The sequence below is a fragment of the Glutamicibacter uratoxydans genome, from assembly GCF_006539925.1.
In the GTDB taxonomy this organism is placed as follows: Bacteria; Actinomycetota; Actinomycetes; order Actinomycetales; family Micrococcaceae; genus Glutamicibacter; species Glutamicibacter uratoxydans.
In genome coordinates, this window is sequence record NZ_BJNY01000002.1 from 267,812 (window position 1) to 287,646 (window position 19,835).

Here is a 19,835-nt window from a genome sequence, read left to right on the forward strand (position 1 = left end):
ACATGGCAGAAATCTGCATCAGGACTGACCTCTCGATTCACTCTTCACCACACAACTAACCCTGCAAGGCCTCGACGATCTCCTGAGGCCACGGGGCCGAGGCCTGCTTGCCAACAGGAACACAAACAGTGATGAACTTTCCTTCCGCCGCCAGAGTTGCCCCGCGACCCTCATGCGGATGTCCCCAAACTTCGAAGGCAAAAGACATTGAGCTGGTCCCCAGACGGTCCACTCGCACGACAGCGGTAACCAACTGGCCGAAGAACAGCTTGGCCCGGTAGTCAATTTCATGGCGCACTCGAGGGGCCGTCGGAAAATAGCTCTTCAGCCCCAAGTCCCTGAAGAGTTTTGCTTCAGCAGCTTCAACGAAACGCATGACAACCGAATTATGCTGGTGCCCCGCCGCATCGGTATCCACCCATTCGATATGGCGTTCCACCGTGGCGCCGGCCAGGCCCGCGGCAAGAAATGCATTCACAGCCTCCGGCACTTCATTTTTGTGCGGTCCGGACGTCGAATCATTGTTTTCTTTTACAGGTTTCATGTCCATCGAAAAATTAACTCCATACCGATCTTGTAACGTCCGTCACTTTAACGCAATAATACTGGCTAAGCTCCACCAGAACAGGCCAGCCTCACAGAAAAGGACGATGGCATGGGTAACTCGCCCGCGGTTTCAGAATGGAACATTCCCAAACGTACGACCGGATTCGTACTCTTAGCCTGCTGGATGGCAATCCTCGCCGAAGGCTACGACGTCGGAGTCTTCGGCGCAGTGCTCCCAGCGTTGGCTGAATACAAAGAGTGGTCACTCTCCCCCGTTGAGTTGGGCACCCTGGGCGCCTACGCGCTGATCGGCATGCTGATTGGCGCACTGTTCATCGGCACGCTCAGCGACGTCATTGGACGCAAGAAGATGCTGTTGCTGTCCATGGTGATCTTTACCATCACCCAAGCTGGTGCCGCGCTGGCGCCAACCCCAGAAGTCTTCGGAATCTTCCGCCTGCTCGGCGGCCTGGGCATGGGCGGCATCATCCCCGTCGCCGCAGCCATGACCATTGAATACTCGGCTCCGCGCAAACGCTCGCTGAACTACGGAATCATGTACTCGGGCTATTCGCTGGGCATCGTGGCCGCGGCACTCGTAGCAATGGCGCTGCTGCCGATGGTTGGCTGGCGTTGGGTCATCGCCGTAGGCGCGGCCCCGATTCTGATTCTGCCAGTCGTCGCCTGGATGCTGCCCGAGTCCTTGGAATACGTGGTGGCAAAGGGGCGCATTTCCGAAGCAAAGTCACTCGCGGCCAAACTGAACGTGAAGAACTACGAGCCAGTCGCACCAGCCAAGCCAACCAACACGGTTCCCTGGCGGGAAGCCATCACTTCTCTATTCTCCAAGACCTACTTGCGATCAACCGTATTCTTCTGGATCTCCCTGTTCTGCGGAATGGTTCTCGTCTATGGCCTAAATACGTGGCTGCCTCAGATTATGCGCAAGGCAGGCTACGACCTGGGTTCATCGCTGACGTTCCTGTTGGTCTTCTCGCTAGCTTCTGCAGCTGGCGGCTTGGTCCTAGGATTCCTCGCCGATAAATATGGGCAGAAGCCAATCCTCATAATCTTCTACCTGCTGGGCGCCGGCGGAATTCTGCTGTTGATGTTCCCGAACACCATGTTCATCAACCTCTGCTTCGTGGCATTCGCAGGTATCGGATCGATTTCCACCTCCTTAGTGCTTACCGGATACATTGCAGACTACTACCCTGCCAACCGCCGCAGCACGGCTACAGGATGGGCATTGTCCTATGCAAGAATTGGCGCAATCTCCGGACCCATCATTGGCGGTTGGATCGCAGCTACCGGCGTCAGTTTTGAATTCAACTTCATTTTCTTCGCTATCGTCGGCGTAGTCGCCGCACTGGCAGTGGCGATGATTCCAGCACGCATCAAGGCTGATGCGTCCGAAAACGTGGCTGCTCCGCAACTGGTCACCGAATAGGACAGTCCAACAATTCAAGAGACTCGGGAGCTTCCCTGCCGTCATGGCGGGAAGCTCCCGACGTCATTAATGCCGAGATCCATAACGTGTAGGATTTCGAGCAATACGTTCCTGACCTGTTGCAAGCAGTAAATCAAGCGAAGGGTTCGCCCATGCAGACTCCTATCCCCGATTACCTTGATGAAGTCCTCGACACCCTTCGAGATGATGATTCCGGCGCAACCGCCGATTACATCCCGGAGTTGGCCAATGCGAATCCCGACCAGTTTGCACTATCCGTCACGACAGCCACAGGAGGAACCTACTCTGCTGGCGACACGGACGCAGAGTTCTCGATCCAGTCGATATCAAAGCCTTTTGCCTACGCAGCTGCAATCATGGATCGCGGATTAGACCGAGTCCTCGAATCCATCGGCGTTGAACCTTCAGGAGAAGCTTTCAACGAATTGTCTCTAGACCCTGAGACGAACCGTCCGAAGAATTCAATGATCAATGCCGGAGCAATCGCAGCCCATGGATTGTTACTCGGCGAGCATGCAGATCCCGAGGAACGCGTCGACAGGGTTCTGACGCTCTTTTCGAAACTCGCTGGCCGGCAACTGCGGATAGACGACAAAGTATTCCAGTCCGAACTGGAGACTGCCGACCACAATCTCGCCATGGCCCACATGCTCAAGAAATACAGGATCCTTACTGACGATCCCCATGAAGTCGTCACCGGCTATACCCGGCAATGCTCCATTTTGGTTACCGTCGAGGACCTGTCAATGATGGCAGCGACCCTTGCCAACGGCGGCGTGCAGCCTCGCAGCCGAGAACGGATTCTTGATGCAGATACCTCTCGCCAGGTGATGTCGGTGATGGCTGTGGCTGGCATGTATGACGGCGCTGGCGACTGGCTGACCCGAGTCGGCATTCCCGCCAAGAGCGGAGTTGCCGGCGGACTTGTCGGAGTACTTCCCGATCAGGTGGGCATTGGCGCATTCTCGCCTCGTCTCGACAAACATGGAAACAGCCAGCGGGCAAAACGAGCGTTCGAACGGCTCTCCAAAGACATGGGAATGCACCTATTTACTCCGAGTAACGGTCGACTCGATGTCGTCGACGTCAAACTCGAAACCCTTAAAGAGACGTTCACTCTGCAGGGCAACGTTCATTTCACTACCGCTGCCGAGCTACTCGACCTCATGGAAAAGTCGACCGCTCGAAACGCCGCATTACTAGACGTTTCGAGCGTCAACTCATTTACCGATGTTGCACGACGGATGGCGCTTGAAGGACTGCGCCGGCTGAAACTGGATGGTCGCGAAGTACTGCTTCATGATCCTTGGCAGATGCTTGGAAGGGTAAACTCCGACGATTGGGATTATCAGAAAACTCAGTGATTCCGCGCCTTCCACATGATTAATGCATGAGTTATCTCCTATGCATAACGAAACTTGTCAAGCCTTATGGAGTCTCTGAATTCCCTGTAACATGTTCTCAGCATTTCCTGACGGCAGATCAATCCCAACATTGATGGGTAGGGTTGATAAGAAAAATAAGGAGCCGCATGCCAAGCATATTGAAGTCTTACACACGGCATAAGACATTTATTTCATACCACCATGATGACGAAGCAGAAGTTGCAAACTTTATTAACTACTTCGATCACGATAAAGACGTGCTTATTTCACGTGGTATCGGAGCGTCCATGGATGGGGACATCATCGGCAGTACAAATGATACCTACATAAAACAGCGCATACGTGACCTCTATCTCAGGGAAAGCACTGTAACTGTTATTCTAATCGGCGCATCCACCTGGGGAAGAAAATTCGTAGATTGGGAGATTGCAGCATCGCTTCGAAATACCACTACAAGTAATCGAAATGGGCTAGTAGCAATTACTCTGCCATCGGTTGCAGACAGTTACTACAAAAAATTACCCGCACGTCTAAATGACAATCTGAATGGAAACTTGGGTTATGCAAAGTGCTTACAATATCCAGACTCCGCGAGTGCATTGGCAACTATCATTGACGATGCTTTCAACCGCCGAGTTACCCATGCAGCGGTCGTCGACAATACTAGGCCACTTCGTCAGGTGAACGAATACTAAATGAACACTCTACAAGACGAAGACCTTCCAGGGTACTTTAGGGCGGCAGATACCGCCTCCATACAATCGCAGAAGAGTACGTTGCGCCTAAACCGATTACGGCTTCTTGGAGCGTTGTCGGCCGCTATCTTCGCAGCATTTTCTTTTTCGCTCGGTCGTTGGGAAATATTTGCTCTATTCAGCCTAGTCGGATTCCTTATGGCATTCATCGCAGAATTGCTGCTGATAACAGGAAGCTACGAAAAGGACTGGTATCAGGCAAGAGCTGGAGCTGAATCCGTAAAAACTCTCAGCTGGAGATATTCAGTCGGTGCTGACCCCTTCTTTACACACCTTCCAGAGAAGGAATCAGACTTTCTATTCAAGAGTCGAGTTAGTGATGTATCACGTGCGATAGCAAAGAATGCACTGCCTCTAGTAGAGGACGGATCCTCACCGACGGAAACAATGAAGCAAATCAGGGCCTCATCTTTAATTGAACGTCGCAACATCTATTTAAAATACAGAAATAATAAACAATTTAATTGGTACAAGGACAAAGCAAACAATAACAAAAAGGCATCGGTTCGATGGCGAGGGATCCTAATTGGAGCGGAAGTTATAGCAATAGCTCTAGCTGCAGCACGCGCTTTCGGCGGATGGGATATAGACTTCGCAGGCATACTTTCAGCAATTATTGGAGCAGGAGCTGCTTGGTTAGCACTGAAACAACACACTTCTTTGTCCGCAGCATACGCACTAACTGCTGTAGAACTTGAAAAACAGAGGCATGCTCTTGAGATTATTGAGTCAGAAGAAGGATGGAGCAGGTCTGTAGCTGACGCAGAAGAAGCTATCAGCCGTGAGCATACGATGTGGCTCGCCTCAAGAGGCGAAGTAAATGAGATCACCGGATAGCCCTTCTTCATAATACCCAAAGTGTTTAGCAGACGTATTTGGAACAAGTCTGTCAGTTGTTTGAGTAATCCCACGCTCTCCTGCGTACCGAACTACCTATTTCTAGTAACCACATCAAATCCACGCGCCATCTAGAACCGCAGATCAACACTAATCTCGATTTTCAACTATCAAAATAGGACTCGAAACAAGTCTGAGCGAAAAGGGCGTTCGCGGTGGAGCATGGATTTGATTGGTTCCCGGAGCGCAGTCCGATCCGCACATTTCTGGTAGTGCTTCGTTACACATGCGACTCCAACACACGCCTGTTAAACCAATCAGCAACCCGTCAGTATTCAATATTTTTGCAAGCCAATTACTTACCAAAGCGGCGAAGGAAGAACTTAACTATTCAAATAACCCTAATATATAAAAATAGAACTGTAACTCACACGAGAGATGGTACGCCAAAATTACAGTTCGACTCAATAAACAAATCAGATTGGTTTCGATTTTCCACCTTGCTCCAAGGCGAAAGATAAACGTCCGCAAGCCAGCTTACAACAGGCACACAAACCGCATCCCCAAACCCGTTCAATACTTTCGTTCGAGGCAAATCACCGAAATCAAACGAAGCTACGCCCATTAGGGCCGCATACTCTCTAGGCGTCATCCAACGAACACGCAGATTGTCGCTACTAATCTCCAGAACTGCTTGCCTTGATGAACCGCCTCTGGCCGTACGCAGGCACCCCGCTATATCTTTAGCAGCAATCTCCCATCGAGCAACGGAATTTCTCATACGACGATACGCTGTCCGGTACGTTATTTCGTTACTCTGACGCAACGAAGCAAGCCGGTCATGATTTATCGAGCTTAACGAACCTTCGAATTTCTCAACCCTTGCGTCATTCCACCACTCAAGATCCTGCTGATCTAACGACTGAATCAGTTCTGTTAAACCTACGTCTTGTACTGCAGGGGGGTTCGGCAATTTGGCACGATGTGTCACCAGGTCGTCCGAACCAAAAAACTTTTCCAGGTATGCAGGACGGAGCTCATGAGGTTCCTCCGAGAGATCATGTGTCGTCAAACTGCCTATGAGGAAGATTCGTACCCTCGACTGCGGGACAAATCTTCGCGCGTCAACCTCTAAGATATCAACAGAATAACCCAAACCATTGAGTCCTCTAATCGCTTCCTTAAGATCATTGCCGCCCCTATTCAGAGCTAGCCCTGGAACATTTTCAATTGCGATAATATTCGGTTTTTTATCTCCCATACGTTCAACGACCTTAAGGAAAGCCCAAAATGCCGAGCTCTCACCTTGATGGATACCTTTTCGTAACCCAGCAGAGGATAAGTCTGTGCAAGGAAAAGAAGCCCAAGCCATTGATATATCTTTCGGCAGCTGGCTATCTGCTAGCAATCCCACATCCGAAACTAGGTAGTTCCGATCAGATGTTGAATTCTGGGTGAACATCTCAAATTTACTTTCTGACATGTCATTTGACCAAACAACGTCGAACCCTGAAGATTCGAGGCCAATACCGGCCAATCCTATGCCGGCAAAAAATTCGGCCACTTTCATTAAATTTTTCTACTTCCGGTATTCAGATATATAGTCACTGAACTTATCATGCACATGTATTTGCCAGTGCTTCACTATGTCTTTATCGTAATAATCTTCAAATCTCGAGCCGGATTCCTTCAAATCAACTTCCGAGGGAAAGTCCGCCACCGGGAAAAGAGGTAAAAGCTCTTGGGCTTTGATCTCTCTTCCTCGGTTTAGATGATCCAAAGCTGGATTAAGGATCTTTCTAACGAGATATTGGTATAGGTCCGGTCGTAGGTCCGCGGTGTCTCCAGCTAAAATACTCGTCTCTGGTCGATTTTCACTCAAAAAGACCGGGACCGATGCATAGTCAACGTTAACCTTACCGACGGCACCAACCGAACGCGTCGCCCAACCAGCTCCTCCTTCAAACAGGCAGTATTCACTGGCCAAAAAGTTTTTACTGTTAAAGTAAATTATAAAAGTATTCGAATCAGTCAGACTTCTTCGAATGATCTGTCCGAGACTTCCCAAATCTGCGTCCGAATACTGGCCTCCCGGTTTGGACGTGTAAAAGATCTCGTCATCTCTCGCGCCCTTTTTGACCAAAAGCTCGTATACAAACCCTGTAAATGGAACATCGCGGCTGGAATGGGAGAGAAACACTGAATAATCAGACTTCGCCTCGATTTCGCCTTGGATCTTATTAGTAGCAAGATTCTGAATGGCGTCTCTGTCAGTGTCTGAAAGTTTGTCAAAATTTTCTAAATCTTCGGCAAGCCCCTTCGAAAATGCGGCTTTTCCGCGTCTATTTACCCCAGATTTATACGACTTTTCCGCATCCCTAATTTTATTACTGAGCGTTGTTCGCTGAGTGATTAGCTCTCGAACAATGGATCGAACTAGCGTCCGAAGCAAGGTAACACGAGGGTCATTCTCATCAAAATCCTGACGATTAGAAGTTGCAATGTCTTCCAATTCATTGTCATCTAATATATCAAATGAAATTTCCCCCTCTATATAGTTTAGAAAAGTGCTTGTGATTCCGAGTTGAGAAAGTAGCCTATCCGTCGCCAACTTCCCTCTCACGTAGACGCGAAGTTGCGCTGGATTAAAATACTTATTCTTAGTAAACCTCGAGTCGTTGATTGCGGCATCACTTGCGTTAATTGAAGCATGCAGGCCAAGCCATCCAGTCAACGAATAAGGAATTCCTCGATATGTAGAATTCTTGAAATCAACATCAGGTATATTCTCAAGTTCAAATTCCTTATGCCGACTTCGTAGGCTGAATGGCGTAGCTTCAACCTTGTGGTTATATTTCCCGTCCGGAAGCCCCTGAGCCCTAATTTTAACATTAGGTGGATTCGATATCATTTCGCGGAGTTCTTGCGGAATATCCGTTTCGCTTCCTGACGAGCTTTTTATGAAGGCAAAGTTCCTATATGCAATATTTTTCTCTACTTGGGCGAATCCCTCAAATACTTTGGTTTTTGCATCAATTATCGAAAGCATGATCTTTTTATCATTACTGTTGCTAACCAAAAATTGATTAGCCAAGAGGTGGTTCAGGGATAGGTGAGCAGCCGTACCATATCCTCGTAAATCTACATTTTCAAGAGCAAGAAGCGTTCCGGTTGTGTATTGGGAAAAGATCGATACTTCCGATGGAATATCGAACAATTCGGTTCCTCGAAGATACGGGTGATCGTCTTCATTCTCGATATTTGAGGAATCCAGTATCCACGCTGTTGAATTACCCTCGGCCTTTGTATAAATGCGAAAAACTGGAGACAGGTACAAAGCTGCCAACTTTCCGATTCCTTTTCGACCATTAACCTGATTTAGGTCAACTAGAGCGCTCCGGTGCGTATTTTTTCGCTTATCATTGCCGACTTTTACGTAGGAGCGAATGTCCTCTAGATTCATCCCGACACCGTTGTCTACGACGTAAATTTTGCAATTCTCGGAATCCCGTCGGTCAAGAAGTATCGAAACGGTGTCAGCTCCAGCATCAAATCCATTAGCTACGAGTTCAGAAAGTGCGTTCCACGCGTTAGAATATAGACCTCGTCCTAAAAGTTTCAAGGCAGTCCAACTGAAGGAAAATTCTTCTTCTTGCATCCTTTTTATCCTCTTAATCTAAACAATAATTTTATGTCAGAAATTCAGATCTTACAATGAGTCAATCTAAAGAATGGTTAGTTTGTTAAAATCTGCATTTTGCTAGTGAACTCTGAACCTTTGTCCATTCCTCGATCATACCGGACCATCTTAGGTAACGTGAGACAAGCAGAGATTCCGTAGCTAGATTCAGATTTACTGAGCCGGTAATTAGATCGCCACGCCATCTCGCTAATACTACGCAATACTCTCTCCCTCGATCTGCTTCCGTTGAATGTCGACATATTCCACACCATTGTCTCAAGAGAAGGAGCAAGTCACGGTCACTTGACAGACAAACTGGTGCAGATCCCTTGGGATTAAGCGCCGGTCAGGAATCGAACCACGGAAACAAAGAAGGTGCGTCGGATGTTCCGAACGAACAAGTGCACGACGGTGACGACTGGGATCAGCTTTCCTTACGCTGCCCAAGCACGCACATCACCCGCAAATCCCAGGCAACAGGGTCAACGAATTGGCCTTCGTTTATCAGATCACACACGGTGACGTCGTTGCCGACACGTTGGCTTGCCCTGCGGACATTTGTGGTTGATCCGTAAATACTGAGGCATCGTAAATGGGTTGCATTGGCGGCGGAATCTGACGTGGAATGAGAATAAGTCGCAAATGCGAACGGACAACACACCGCAGGTGACAGCGATGCCGCGGAACATCGTCATCACCTTGTTGAAACACTACGGGCACAGGAATTTGGCGAGGGTTACCCGGAAACTTCAAATTTAACCGGGTACGTAGTGCTAGCCATGATTCGTTTGCGTGCCGCTCGCTAACTTTGTAGGCTCTCTGCCCAATGTGCCCTATACAATTGAATTCTCTCAAAGGGTGGTCTGAAATCCACCAGTAACATCTTCAACGACCACGAAAGGGGCTTGGCCCACGGGCGTGGCGGGAGTCCCCGCGTTGTTTCTGTCATCGTGAGGATGACGATTAGCAGTGTTCGACTTCTCAACTTTCCAGGATTGTCCCGCAGTACTTCGAGAGTTTAGGTGCTTCGTAGACTTTATCAACCGCTCGGTCTACGATTCTCGAGTATGACAGGTTGGAACGTATCACGACACCCTGAATGGGACATGATGTACCGTGCAGGTTTGACAATTCGAGAAATTGCAGAACACTGTCACGCAAATGTTGCTACGGTTTCCTTGCATTTGAAAGTCAGAGATAAATACGAGCCTAATCTAAAAGACGAATCACAAGCAGCGCTTTCCAAAAGACATCCGGACCGGCCAACAACAAGGTGGCGCCAAACCTGCAAGCAAGTTATCGAATTCTACGCAGCCAATCAAAGACTTCCCGAACGCTCAAGCACTGCGTACGAGAACTCGATGCATGAGTGGCTCCTGCGGCAGCGTCGTTCTTTCGAAAGAAATCAGATGTCACCGGGCAAAATTCACCTTCTAGAAGACTTGCCAGGTTGGAGAATTAATCAAGAAAAGGATAATAACGAAAGACTGTGGCACAGTAATCTCCTATCAGTCGTTAAGTTCGTTAACGAAAATAATAGATTCCCAAAGTATCATAATTACACATCTGTGAAGGAAAAGCATCTCGGCATATGGTTGCATAATCAGCACCAGAAGCGGTCCAGTAATAAACTAACAAATGCTCGCCTGGCGGCCCTAGAAGAATGCCTTCCAGGCTGGAGGAGTTTCTGGTGAATGATTCACTTCAGGACAAAAAATAAACATACACTAAACAAATTAAAAGCTTTCTGATTAAGAAGCTGTAATCATAGTCGCTGAATTCAATCTCGAAAAATTCTATAGTGCGGCCGGCTGTTCCATTTGAAACATATGACTTTAGATAAAAATTAGCAAACAATTACCTGCTGTTTTCCGCTAATGGCAAGGTTATCGTGCCCTGTGTTACGCAGGAAGAAGCCAGATTTCTACAAAAGTTCCATAAGGAATCTTGAATGGTCGATTAATAATTTCACAACATTTCAGATCCGTTATATTTTCTCATTAAAAGTCGTTGATCGCGGATATTTTCGAACTATTTAATCTTCGGAGTTTGTTGTCCGATATTCCATTAAGTCGGTTTCCGTAATCTGCTTCGCAGGAACTAATCGATAATGCGATTCCCTCCTCACCCTGACCTGTTCTTCTTGAACCGCAAGCTCAAAGAGAGCTATTCGTCCGTCAGTTCCAAACTGCGCCGAAATTGGGCGGCAGATTAAATTAGGCCACTTTTCCGCGCATACAGCAATATCTTGCTCTGTTTGCGTAATCCCAATCTCATCAGAGCCACCTTTTGCTTGAACTGGCAAAATATATTGGCGACCGTATCTGTCAACAGCGACGTAGACCTCGTCAACTTCAACTTGACCAACTCCTCGCGCTGTTGTTCGAAGGTGGTTCTGAAGCGAGTAAGAGGCAACACCTAGAAAAATATCAATTAGGCGATTATATCTAACTAGTGCCAGGAGTGCTTGTTCATCGCCTAACGCCGCCTCAGAGATAATTTCAGGAGTTGCGTCCGGTATTTTAGTGACAGTTAATGCTGGATTAGGTCTCACGCGTACTTGGGCTCGAATCAAATCAAACGCGTATTTTGCCCTTCCAATAGATCGAATGACCCATTCCATTCCATCTGGGCTTGCATCCAGCATGTTCTGTGGGAATGTGATCCGGTATCTGATTGCGTAAATCACATCTCCGATATTCTTCGGAAGATCGATCCCGGTAGCATTCGCGGCCTCGATGAGTTCCACGCGATTCCATTCGATATGAGTATCGCCAAGTTTGTAGTGTTTTTCGAATACCCACGCAACTAATTGCTGATATCGGTTCTCTCGTTTTTTTCCCGTAGAAATCTCTGTTGACAATCTTAACCTACTTGCCGATCACGTTGTGGAATTACACGCTCTGTAAGTCCGAAGTAATCGTGCGCTTTACCTGACGTCATGTATAGTAAACCAACGTTGCCCAACTCCGTTAATTTTCCTCTTACTGGACGTATTTGATCATTCTCAAGAATTGATACTCCTACTGCTTTGCCTAGACTCGTGGGAACAGAATTACCTATTTCGCGAAATCCATTCCACTTCGTCGTATGAAAACGGAACCAATCTGGATATCCATGTAATCTTGCTGCTTCACGGACCGTGATCACTCGAGGACGGTTAGGGTGAATCGGTCGTGGTGCAGTGTAGGCACCGCGGTCTGACGCAGTGCCGGCCCTTAGCGTATTACAGATTCCTTCCGGATGGAGTCGCAGAAATCGACTTACTTTTTCAGTCGTACCGTTTTCTGTTTGTTCGAATCGCTCAATTGATCGTTTTGTATGCACGGTCCTTGCTGAAGACGTAAGTACATCGCCATTAATTGGACGTGGTCGTGAAAAATCCGTCGCGTCGTGCACAGTGCCGCGAAGGATCCCTGCGTAGCGACTAGCCTCGCCGTAGACGACATTTTCTACGAGATCGTCGTGCAGTAGCTCCTCGAATTCGTCAGCATCAGGGAGATCGGCCAACGCATCAGAAACGCTAGGGCCGAGCGGTAATCCGTTGTCTTTCGGAAGTACGCCCTTGATCGTTCGCGGCATGTAAGACGCTTTTGGATATTTCGGTAGATCAACATCTGCTCGTGCGCCAAGCACAATTACGCGTTTACGTGATTGCGGTGTTCCATAATCGGCGGCTTGTAGAACCCTGATAGGTTTTACTACCCGATAACCGTCAGCCTCGACCATTTCGACAACCTCGTCGATTAACTGACGATGCTTGCCTAACATTAGCCCTGCTACGTTCTCCATTAAGAAGTATCTCGGCTTCAGTTCAAGAACAACTCGGATAAATTCTTTGAGAAGGATGTTTCTCGGGTCATCAATTGCACGTTTTCCAATCATTGATATCCCTTGACAAGGGGGCCCTCCTGCTACAAGATGGATCTCTCTGCTGCCAATTTCTGATTCTTCTCTTATCTCGCCACCAGTAATCTTTGAAACATCCGCGCAGAATGTTTTCCCATACGGAAAATTAAACTCATGCACTGCCGCGTGAATCGGGTCGTACTCTACGGATGCAGCAATTTCATATCCGGCCTGTTCCAGGCCCAAAGATAGTCCTCCGGCTCCAGCAAATAGGTCTACTGCAAGGGGGCGGCGAAGATCGAGAGTCATGACTCAATAATAGTTTTAACGATCGATGTTCGCCGTCGGACCCGCCGGGAAGCTTTTAAAATATCGGAATGATGCCAGAGTCAGAGTATTAGTCCCAGCGTTTCGTCGAAACGCAGCTATTATGAGTGCGCTTTGCCCAATCCTTCTATCTGACCTGAAATTATTTAGTCGCTAGGCCAACGTTCAAAAGCTCCGGAAAGCGTTCTATGGGTGATCACCAGCATCGAAACTGCATCTGTTCTGCAGTCGACTTCGCCATCGCTATCTGGATTGCTCATTCAGATGTCTCCCTTCTACGCGAATCGATGGTCATTCACAGGTTCAGTACCGTCTTGCGCGCTTTGAATTGATGCGCTCTGGACACCGCGATCCACCTCCGAACGTAGAGCCTTAGCGACATAGCCGCTAACATCACCGTCGGTGGAGACACAGGAGACGTCCTTTTGCTGCGCGCCGCCACGGGCCAGTCACTCTGACCCACACGGTTTGCTTCTACTTCCACCATAGGCATGCGTCCATTAGGACTATGTCCAGCATGGTTCCGACAAGTGTGTTTGCAGCAATTTCACCGCGTTGCTGAACGGTGAATTCACCTAGTCGGGAGATAGCATAAGAAGTTTCGCCACTGCAATAAAAGTTGGATCGTTCCCCTTTTGCCATTGGCATGGGCACGACGGTTATCACTTCCCATAGTGATTGCAACGACTTAACGCCCGATACGTGAAAGGCACCTTCGGCGCTACGTATTACTTGTCATCGCAGGTACGGGTTACCATCACAAGTAATCACTTCGTATTTTCACGCCTGCTGGCAATACCTGTTCCGACACATACCCGAATCATAGTCAACCGACTGTCAAGTCCGTGAGTGCCCTACTTTCAAATCATTCCATGGCATCTGAAATTCGGGGATGTGGGGAGCTTCGTCGTGGTTCTGAGGCTATTTCTTGGCATTATGTACTGTCAGAAGTACGGACCCTCCAGAATCAGTGTGCGTCTGTACTGCGCTTCCTAGGGTCAGAGCGTCCCTCTGATCAAGGGTTTCTTCTGGCTCGTCCATGAGCAGTATGTCTGGTTCGTGAACAAGCACACCCGCCAGAGCTACTAGTTTTCGTTTCGACATAGGAAGCTCATAAGGATGCACGTCAGATAGATCCGTCAATGCCAGCTGTTCAAGTACTTCCTCAATTTTGCTTGCGGAGCGCCGGCCTTTGGGCAGACCGTAGCCAACGTCTCGTCGCACGGTACGTTCAAACAACTGATCATTCGGGTTTTGCAAGAGCATCCCGACTTTGCCATTGCGAGAGAGGTTTCCTCTCATCGGAACAATCAAACCCGCCGCCGATTTCAACAAGGTCGTCTTCCCCGATCCGTTAGGACCAGTTAGTTCAACACACTCGCCTGCACGCACGTCAAGGCTGAAGTTCTCCACAATCGGAGGGCTGTTCTTTCCGTAGCCCACTGAAACGGTTTGAAACGACAATAGTATCTCACTGGTTGGCCGTGCGTAAGCTTCCACTTTTGTCCACGCATCATCGACTTTTCGGGGTGCTCCAGTCCGTATGCCACTAGCCAACGTGTTATCAGTCAGACAGAAAACCTCATCCGCCTGCGTTGACAGCTGAATGGGCTCTCGGACCAGAACGACAACCGTTTTCTCTGTCATGGTCAAGCTGCTTATTGTTTTCAGAACCGCCTTGCGTACTACTGAGTCGAGCCCAGCCAGCGGCTCATCCAACACCAGCACTTGCGGGTCATTCATGACTAAAGCAGCCAGGGCTACTAGCCGTTCCTGGCCACCAGAAAGTTTCGCAGGATCTCTATTCAGAAGATGGGCAATACCAAACTGATTCACCACGGACTGTAGGCGCGCTTCCATCATTTCGCGTGGCATACCTCGGTTCTCCAAAGAGAACACAAGCTCTTCTTTGACCGTCTCACGGATTCCAGAGAGGTACTCGCCAGGATCTTGTGGAAGGAAACCAATGTGCTGCGCCCAAGCCGAAGTGTCTATCCGGGGAGAACTCACCGCTGTGTGTTCGACAGTCTGACCGTCTACGACGAGAGTCGCATCAAGGCTGTCCAGCCCTGGGCGAGGCAGCATGCCAGCCAAAATTGCCCCCAGAGTAGATTTTCCCGACCCTGAACTGCCAGTTATTACCGTCAAGGTTCCAGGACGGAGCGCCAGCTCTAGGTCTTTGAGTATCGGTTGCTTGGCTTGGGCATACTTAAAACCCCGGAGCTTAAGATCAACTCCTGACTGCTGCTGTGCTTCTGTTTTATCGCTCATGCTACGGCTCCGAACTGCAAACCAATCAGAATCAGCACAGGACCAATCAAAGCCAAGACGAGGGCACTGACTCGTATCGCCCTTTGTACTCGCGAATCAGGTACAGTCCGGAGTCGACTCATGCGGGTATTGGCCGGAAAACCGCGAGCTGCCAAATGAGGCGCTCGCTTTGAGGTTTCTTCCAAAGATGAAAGCACCAACGGTACCGCCTGCATTCTTGCCTTCTGGAACCAACCCACAATACCGCGTCGGAAGTGCACATGCCGCAAGGCTTGGGCCTCGCCGATGATCTTTTGTCGTTCGGCTAATTGCGGCAATAGGAAGAGCGTTGCGGCTACCAGGTAGCCAAGCTGTGGCGGTGCCTTCGAAAGATCGATAGCTGCGACTAACTGGTGACGATCAATAATCAAGGCACACAACAAACCTGCAACAACGAGTACCGCTGTACGCAATCCAAGCGCCGTTGCTGTGGATAATCCTTCAGCTGTGAGTTTCAAGCTGCCACTTGAAGCCAACCCATGGATCAGCAGCTGCGATGCGAAGGCTGGCAGCACAATGGCGGCGGATAGCGCGACGAGTTTCAGAATCTTTCCTGCAAAGGCAGACGCCGCCAGGCAAAGCACAATGACGGCAAGACTGACCCATACGTTGCCGATGGCTGTCGTCACAGCGACGATGGCTATGGCAACAGATAGAACCGTGAAAGGGTGCAACTTTTGAAAGAAGGGCATGCTTAGGCGCTCTGCTTTGCTCCCCGCTTTCCAAGAACCTTGTAGCGGCGGACAAACTCATAGCTGTGCGAAAGCCGGCCGGGCAGGGCATAAACCAGAAGAGCAGCAATGAGGAAGACGATTGCTTTGTCCCCCGGGTCAGAGATCAATGCCTGTTTAGTAACCGCTGAGAGCAGGGAGTCGCCCATTGACCGGAATGCAGCAACTACCGCACCGGTTCCCACGCCAGAGGTGCCACCGAAAACAAACGCCGCGACAGGAGCAGATACTACGCCCACCAAGACACCTGAGACCAGGCCGGCTATTGGAGCCAAGTACACGCGGCGCACTGCCCCAAATCTTGCAGCGGTGCCTGCCAAGAAACCTACAAGCGCGGCACCAGCTGCAAAGGGCAGTACCGTCGGAGCGAACAGCGACCAGATGAGGGTTCCCAAGACGCCAGTTGCTGCACCCGCTCGGCGGCCAGCCAAGAAACCTACAAGTACGGTGCCGATTGAATCCAGATACAGCGGCACCATAACCGAGCCAACGAACTGACCCAAGAGGATGTTCAGCGCCAGAGCCACCGGAATCAGCGTCAGGGTGGACACCGGAAGATCCGGCAGCACCGCGGCCAGAAGTAGTAGAGCGGCAAGAAGGTACGCAGCAAACGTCGCCAACGCAACGCCTTGTCCCAATCCATCGGTAAGATTCGTAGGCTGCGTAATCACGAGAGCTGCATAGGTAGCTACAAGCAGCAGGGTGCCAGCAACAGCCAGTAGATTGCGGCGCAGGGTACTTCCTGCATGCTCTTCGGCCAGAATGAGATTCGGTGACATGGTGGAGATCATCCTCAAAGGAATCGGTATTTCGGCTCTGCGTGTTCAGCTAGAGCACTCGCTACACGGGCCTATGTCACCTTGGCCCGGTATATGAGTCTAGCTCACCACCCACTCTTGAAGTTTGAAGTCATGCGTTTCGGGCCATTCTTGCCAGCTTTTCCTTCAGCTCCGCGAATCCCTGAACTGGATCATTCCTACTGACTATTCGAGCGTTATTAGGCTTGCCCCACAGGCCTCGAAAATCTGCGACAGTCGTGCCGAACAAGAGCTTCGAATCGGTCTCAACATCCACGTTGGCAGGGAGCACTTCGTAGTTCAGTGTTCCTGCGGCAACGCCTGCAGCGAAGTAGTCATGGACGTGGGCTATATATCCCTGGTTATAGGCTCGGTGGAATTCAAAATAGAAGCGAAGTGCATCAGAAAGGTATCTAATCAACGGGTTTAATGTGGTGCTGCGGGTACCTTCCACATCCACTGCCCGAACGTGTTCCTCAGCTTCTCCTGCAGCCAGCGCCAATTCGTTGACGAACTGCGGCTGCATTTCAAATCGTTCGGTGGTATCCAGAGAGCAGACTATCGGAAGCTTGCTTTCATCCAGCCCCTGCTGTGCCGCCGAGGTATACGCCGCATACACTTCTGCCGCCGCGTGTGGATCCACGTGGGTGTTCCACTCGGCTGTTGGAGTCGTATTGCCCTGGTAATAGAAGGCGCCACCCATAATGACCACCTTGCGCAGCATCCAGGGAAGCCTCGGCTCCTTGCGCAAAGCCAGAGCAAAGTTGGTCAGCGGTGCGCAGAGCAGTGCCGTCAGCTCGCCGGGATTCTCTCTTGCCGCATCGATCCAGAAGTCAATCGCGTCCGGAGCTTCACCGCTCTTCAAGGCACCAGGATCAGGCAGGATCGCGTAGCCAACGCCCTGCGGGCCGTGCGTTTCTTCCGTAGTGACCAGTGGAATCTGCAGCGGCTTGCGTGCACCAATCAACACCGGGACCTGCGGTCGGCCGCAAAGCTCCAGCAATGCTCGATTGTTTGCGGCCACTTGGTCCGCGGTAACGTTACCGGGAGTGCTGGTAACAGCAACAATCTCTACATGATCGCAAGCACACAAGTACGCGAGCGCCAGTGCATCATCTATCCCTGTGTCGTTGTCGACCAAGAGGCGAACTCGTTCAGGTGTTTTACCTTCGACTTCTTCTGCCACGTACTTGCTCCTCGAAATTCGGCGTCATTGCTATTCTGCCCCGCGAATGATCTGCAACCCGACGAAATAGCATTTGATTGATACGCGCCCGATTGTAGTTCGATATGGGTGCCACAAAGCGCTCGTGGAACAATCCCCTCAGAGGGAAACACCGGGAAAATAGTCGAGTTCCTTCCTGTAAGGAGGCAAAAGCCAGTGTCTGCAGCGTCGCAGCAAGCCCATCCACGCACCAATGCCGCGTGGATTATCATCGTGGCAGCAGGGGTGATGGCTGGACTCCACATTTGGAAGCTCTCCCCTGCACTGCCGGTGATTCAGGAACAGCTAGGGTTCTCGCTGCTGTTTGCCGGCACCCTGCTTGGCGTAGTCCAGGTAGCCGGCATGGTGGGAGGCCTGGTCATCTCGCTGCTGGCCGAGGTGATCTCGCAGCGAAGAACACTGCTGCTCGGGTTGGTGCTCCTGGCAGTTGGATCAGCTCTTGGAGCGTTCTCTCCTAATGCCGGCGTCCTTCTGGCCACAAGAATCCTTGAGGGAGCCGGCGTCATCATGACCACGGTGATGGGACCCGGACTGGTGCGTCTGCACGCGCCGCTGAAGAATATGAATATGGCGGTGGGCTGGTGGGCGGCCTACATGGGCATGGCAACCTTCGCAGGCGTCTTCAGCACGGCCCTGGTACTCCAGCATCTTTTATGGACCACGTGGTGGCTAATTCTTGCGGTGCTGACACTGCTCCCGATTCCGCTGGTGCTCAGGTTCGTCAGCGCAGATCAGCCTGCCGGCGCCGTGCGCATGCGCGAAGCCGCACAGCGCATTGCCATCACCGCCAGGTCCCCAAGGGTGTGGGTCAGCGGCCTGATCTTCGGCTGCTACACAGTCCAGTGGATGGCGGTGATCGGGTTCCTCCCCACCATCTACGAAGGCTTTGGATTATCTCCGGTGGCAGGCGGTTTCATCTCCGCCACAGTTGGCGGGCTGAATGCCGTGGGCGCCATTATCAGTGGAAGCTTGCTGCACCGCAGGGTCAACGGCAAGACGCTGCTGATCGTCGGGTTTATCCTCATGGCGGCGACATCCACACTGACCTTTATCTTCAACTACCCAGCGCAGCTGTTGTGGATCCAGATGATTGCCGTGGGACTGTTCTCGCTGAGCGGCGCCACGATCCCCACCACCATGACTCGCGTAGCAGTAGACCTCGCCCCGATTGGCGGTTCAGCGCCTGCCTCGATGGGCTTGATTCAGCAGATCTTCAACGTCGGAAACTTCACGGGGCCAATGCTCCTTGCCGCCATGGCAACGCTGACAGGCGGGTGGAATTCGACCTGGTGGATGACCTGCAGCTTTGCCCTGATCGGAATCCTGCTGACCTTGGGTCTTGCCCGCAAGAACTCACCTTTTGCGCAGATGAATGCGCACTAACACTGGTCAGCTGGCGTCAGGTGACTCGCGCTGATCAAGGGTCAGCTGTAAGAACGCCAGATCCAGCCAGCGTCCGAATTTCTGCCCCACCTGCTTGAGCAGGCCTACTTGTTCAAAGCCGAGCTTCTCGTGAAGTTTGATGGAGCCGACATTCTGCGCTTCGACACCGGCAACCATCGCATGAAGCCCGGCAGTTTTAGCCTCCTGGATCAATGCGATCATCAGTTCTTTGCCTACGCCTTTGCCCTGCTGGTCCGAACGAACGTACACGGAATGCTCCACCGTCAGTCGGTATCCTTCTTTCGCCCGCCAGGGACCATAGCTGGCGAACCCCACCACATCTTGGATTTCATCCACTGCAACGAATACCGGGAATCCCGACTGAGTCCGTTCATCCAGCCATTGCTCGCGGTCGGCAACGTCAGCCGTCGATTCCGTCCAGATTGCGGTGGTGTTCACGACTGCATCGTTGTGGATGGCGGTAACTGCCGGCATATCCTCGATGCGTGCCGCACGAATCTTCATGTTGTGTCCTTG

Annotated in this window: 16 protein-coding genes; 6 read left to right on the forward strand and 10 right to left on the reverse strand. The window is 50.7% G+C overall.

What is annotated here, in order from left to right:
- Positions 1–55: 55 nt before the first annotated feature.
- Positions 56–550, reverse strand: a complete 495-nt coding sequence (locus AUR04nite_RS03040; RefSeq protein ID WP_246055306.1) for an acyl-CoA thioesterase — start codon at positions 548–550, stop codon at positions 56–58.
- Between the two features lie 105 nt (positions 551–655).
- On the opposite strand from AUR04nite_RS03040, the gene AUR04nite_RS03045 reads away from it, so the two are divergent.
- From AUR04nite_RS03045 to AUR04nite_RS03060, 4 genes are all read left to right on the forward strand, one after another.
- The gene (locus tag AUR04nite_RS03045) at positions 656–1,996 is read left to right on the forward strand and encodes an MFS transporter (RefSeq protein WP_141361791.1); all 1,341 of its coding nucleotides are present in this window, start codon (positions 656–658) and stop codon (positions 1,994–1,996) included.
- A 152-nt stretch (positions 1,997–2,148) separates the two neighbouring features.
- Positions 2,149–3,381, forward strand: coding sequence for a glutaminase (locus AUR04nite_RS03050; RefSeq protein ID WP_141361793.1), 1,233 nt, complete (start codon positions 2,149–2,151; stop codon positions 3,379–3,381).
- A 167-nt stretch (positions 3,382–3,548) separates the two neighbouring features.
- A complete protein-coding gene (locus AUR04nite_RS03055; protein WP_141361795.1) occupies positions 3,549–4,097 on the forward strand; it encodes a TIR domain-containing protein in 549 nt (182 codons plus the stop codon).
- A complete protein-coding gene (locus AUR04nite_RS03060; protein ID WP_141361797.1) occupies positions 4,098–4,994 on the forward strand; it encodes a DUF4231 domain-containing protein in 897 nt (298 codons plus the stop codon).
- Between the two features lie 427 nt (positions 4,995–5,421).
- Here AUR04nite_RS03060 and AUR04nite_RS03065 read toward each other — a convergent pair whose 3' ends face one another.
- Positions 5,422–6,564: a DNA cytosine methyltransferase gene (locus tag AUR04nite_RS03065; RefSeq protein WP_141361799.1), complete on the reverse strand. Its 1,143-nt coding sequence runs from the start codon at positions 6,562–6,564 to the stop codon at positions 5,422–5,424.
- A 9-nt stretch (positions 6,565–6,573) separates the two neighbouring features.
- Positions 6,574–8,652, reverse strand: a complete 2,079-nt coding sequence (locus tag AUR04nite_RS03070) for an ATP-binding protein (protein ID WP_141361801.1) — start codon at positions 8,650–8,652, stop codon at positions 6,574–6,576.
- Positions 8,653–9,743: 1,091 nt separating this feature from the next.
- Here AUR04nite_RS03070 and AUR04nite_RS03075 point away from each other — a divergent pair.
- Positions 9,744–10,370 (forward strand): helicase associated domain-containing protein, encoded by a 627-nt coding sequence (locus AUR04nite_RS03075; RefSeq protein WP_141361803.1) that lies wholly within the window; start codon positions 9,744–9,746, stop codon positions 10,368–10,370.
- Positions 10,371–10,711: 341 nt separating this feature from the next.
- On the opposite strand, the gene AUR04nite_RS03080 is transcribed toward AUR04nite_RS03075, so the two are convergent.
- The 6 genes from AUR04nite_RS03080 to AUR04nite_RS03105 form a co-directional block, all read right to left on the reverse strand.
- Entirely contained in the window at positions 10,712–11,539 is an 828-nt protein-coding gene (locus tag AUR04nite_RS03080) for an endonuclease (protein ID WP_246055307.1), read from the reverse strand.
- Between the two features lie 2 nt (positions 11,540–11,541).
- On the reverse strand, positions 11,542–12,834 hold the full coding sequence (locus tag AUR04nite_RS03085; RefSeq protein WP_141361805.1) for a DNA cytosine methyltransferase: 1,293 nt from the start codon (positions 12,832–12,834) through the stop codon (positions 11,542–11,544).
- A gap of 939 nt (positions 12,835–13,773) precedes the next feature.
- Complete coding sequence (locus tag AUR04nite_RS03090; protein ID WP_141361807.1) at positions 13,774–15,123, reverse strand: ATP-binding cassette domain-containing protein; 1,350 nt, start codon at positions 15,121–15,123, stop codon at positions 13,774–13,776.
- Entirely contained in the window at positions 15,120–15,854 is a 735-nt protein-coding gene (locus tag AUR04nite_RS03095) for an energy-coupling factor transporter transmembrane component T family protein (protein WP_141361809.1), read from the reverse strand. Before AUR04nite_RS03095 ends, AUR04nite_RS03090 begins: the two co-directional genes overlap by 4 nt.
- A gap of 2 nt (positions 15,855–15,856) precedes the next feature.
- Positions 15,857–16,672: an ECF transporter S component gene (locus tag AUR04nite_RS03100; RefSeq protein ID WP_141361811.1), complete on the reverse strand. Its 816-nt coding sequence runs from the start codon at positions 16,670–16,672 to the stop codon at positions 15,857–15,859.
- 130 nt (positions 16,673–16,802) lie between these two features.
- The gene (locus tag AUR04nite_RS03105; protein WP_141361813.1) at positions 16,803–17,876 is read right to left on the reverse strand and encodes a nucleoside hydrolase; all 1,074 of its coding nucleotides are present in this window, start codon (positions 17,874–17,876) and stop codon (positions 16,803–16,805) included.
- A 195-nt stretch (positions 17,877–18,071) separates the two neighbouring features.
- Here AUR04nite_RS03105 and AUR04nite_RS03110 point away from each other — a divergent pair, with 195 nt between their 5' ends.
- Positions 18,072–19,298, forward strand: coding sequence for an MFS transporter (locus AUR04nite_RS03110; protein ID WP_246055310.1), 1,227 nt, complete (start codon positions 18,072–18,074; stop codon positions 19,296–19,298).
- A 6-nt stretch (positions 19,299–19,304) separates the two neighbouring features.
- Here AUR04nite_RS03110 and AUR04nite_RS03115 read toward each other — a convergent pair whose 3' ends face one another.
- The gene (locus tag AUR04nite_RS03115; protein WP_141361815.1) at positions 19,305–19,823 is read right to left on the reverse strand and encodes a GNAT family N-acetyltransferase; all 519 of its coding nucleotides are present in this window, start codon (positions 19,821–19,823) and stop codon (positions 19,305–19,307) included.
- Positions 19,824–19,835 lie beyond the last annotated feature (12 nt).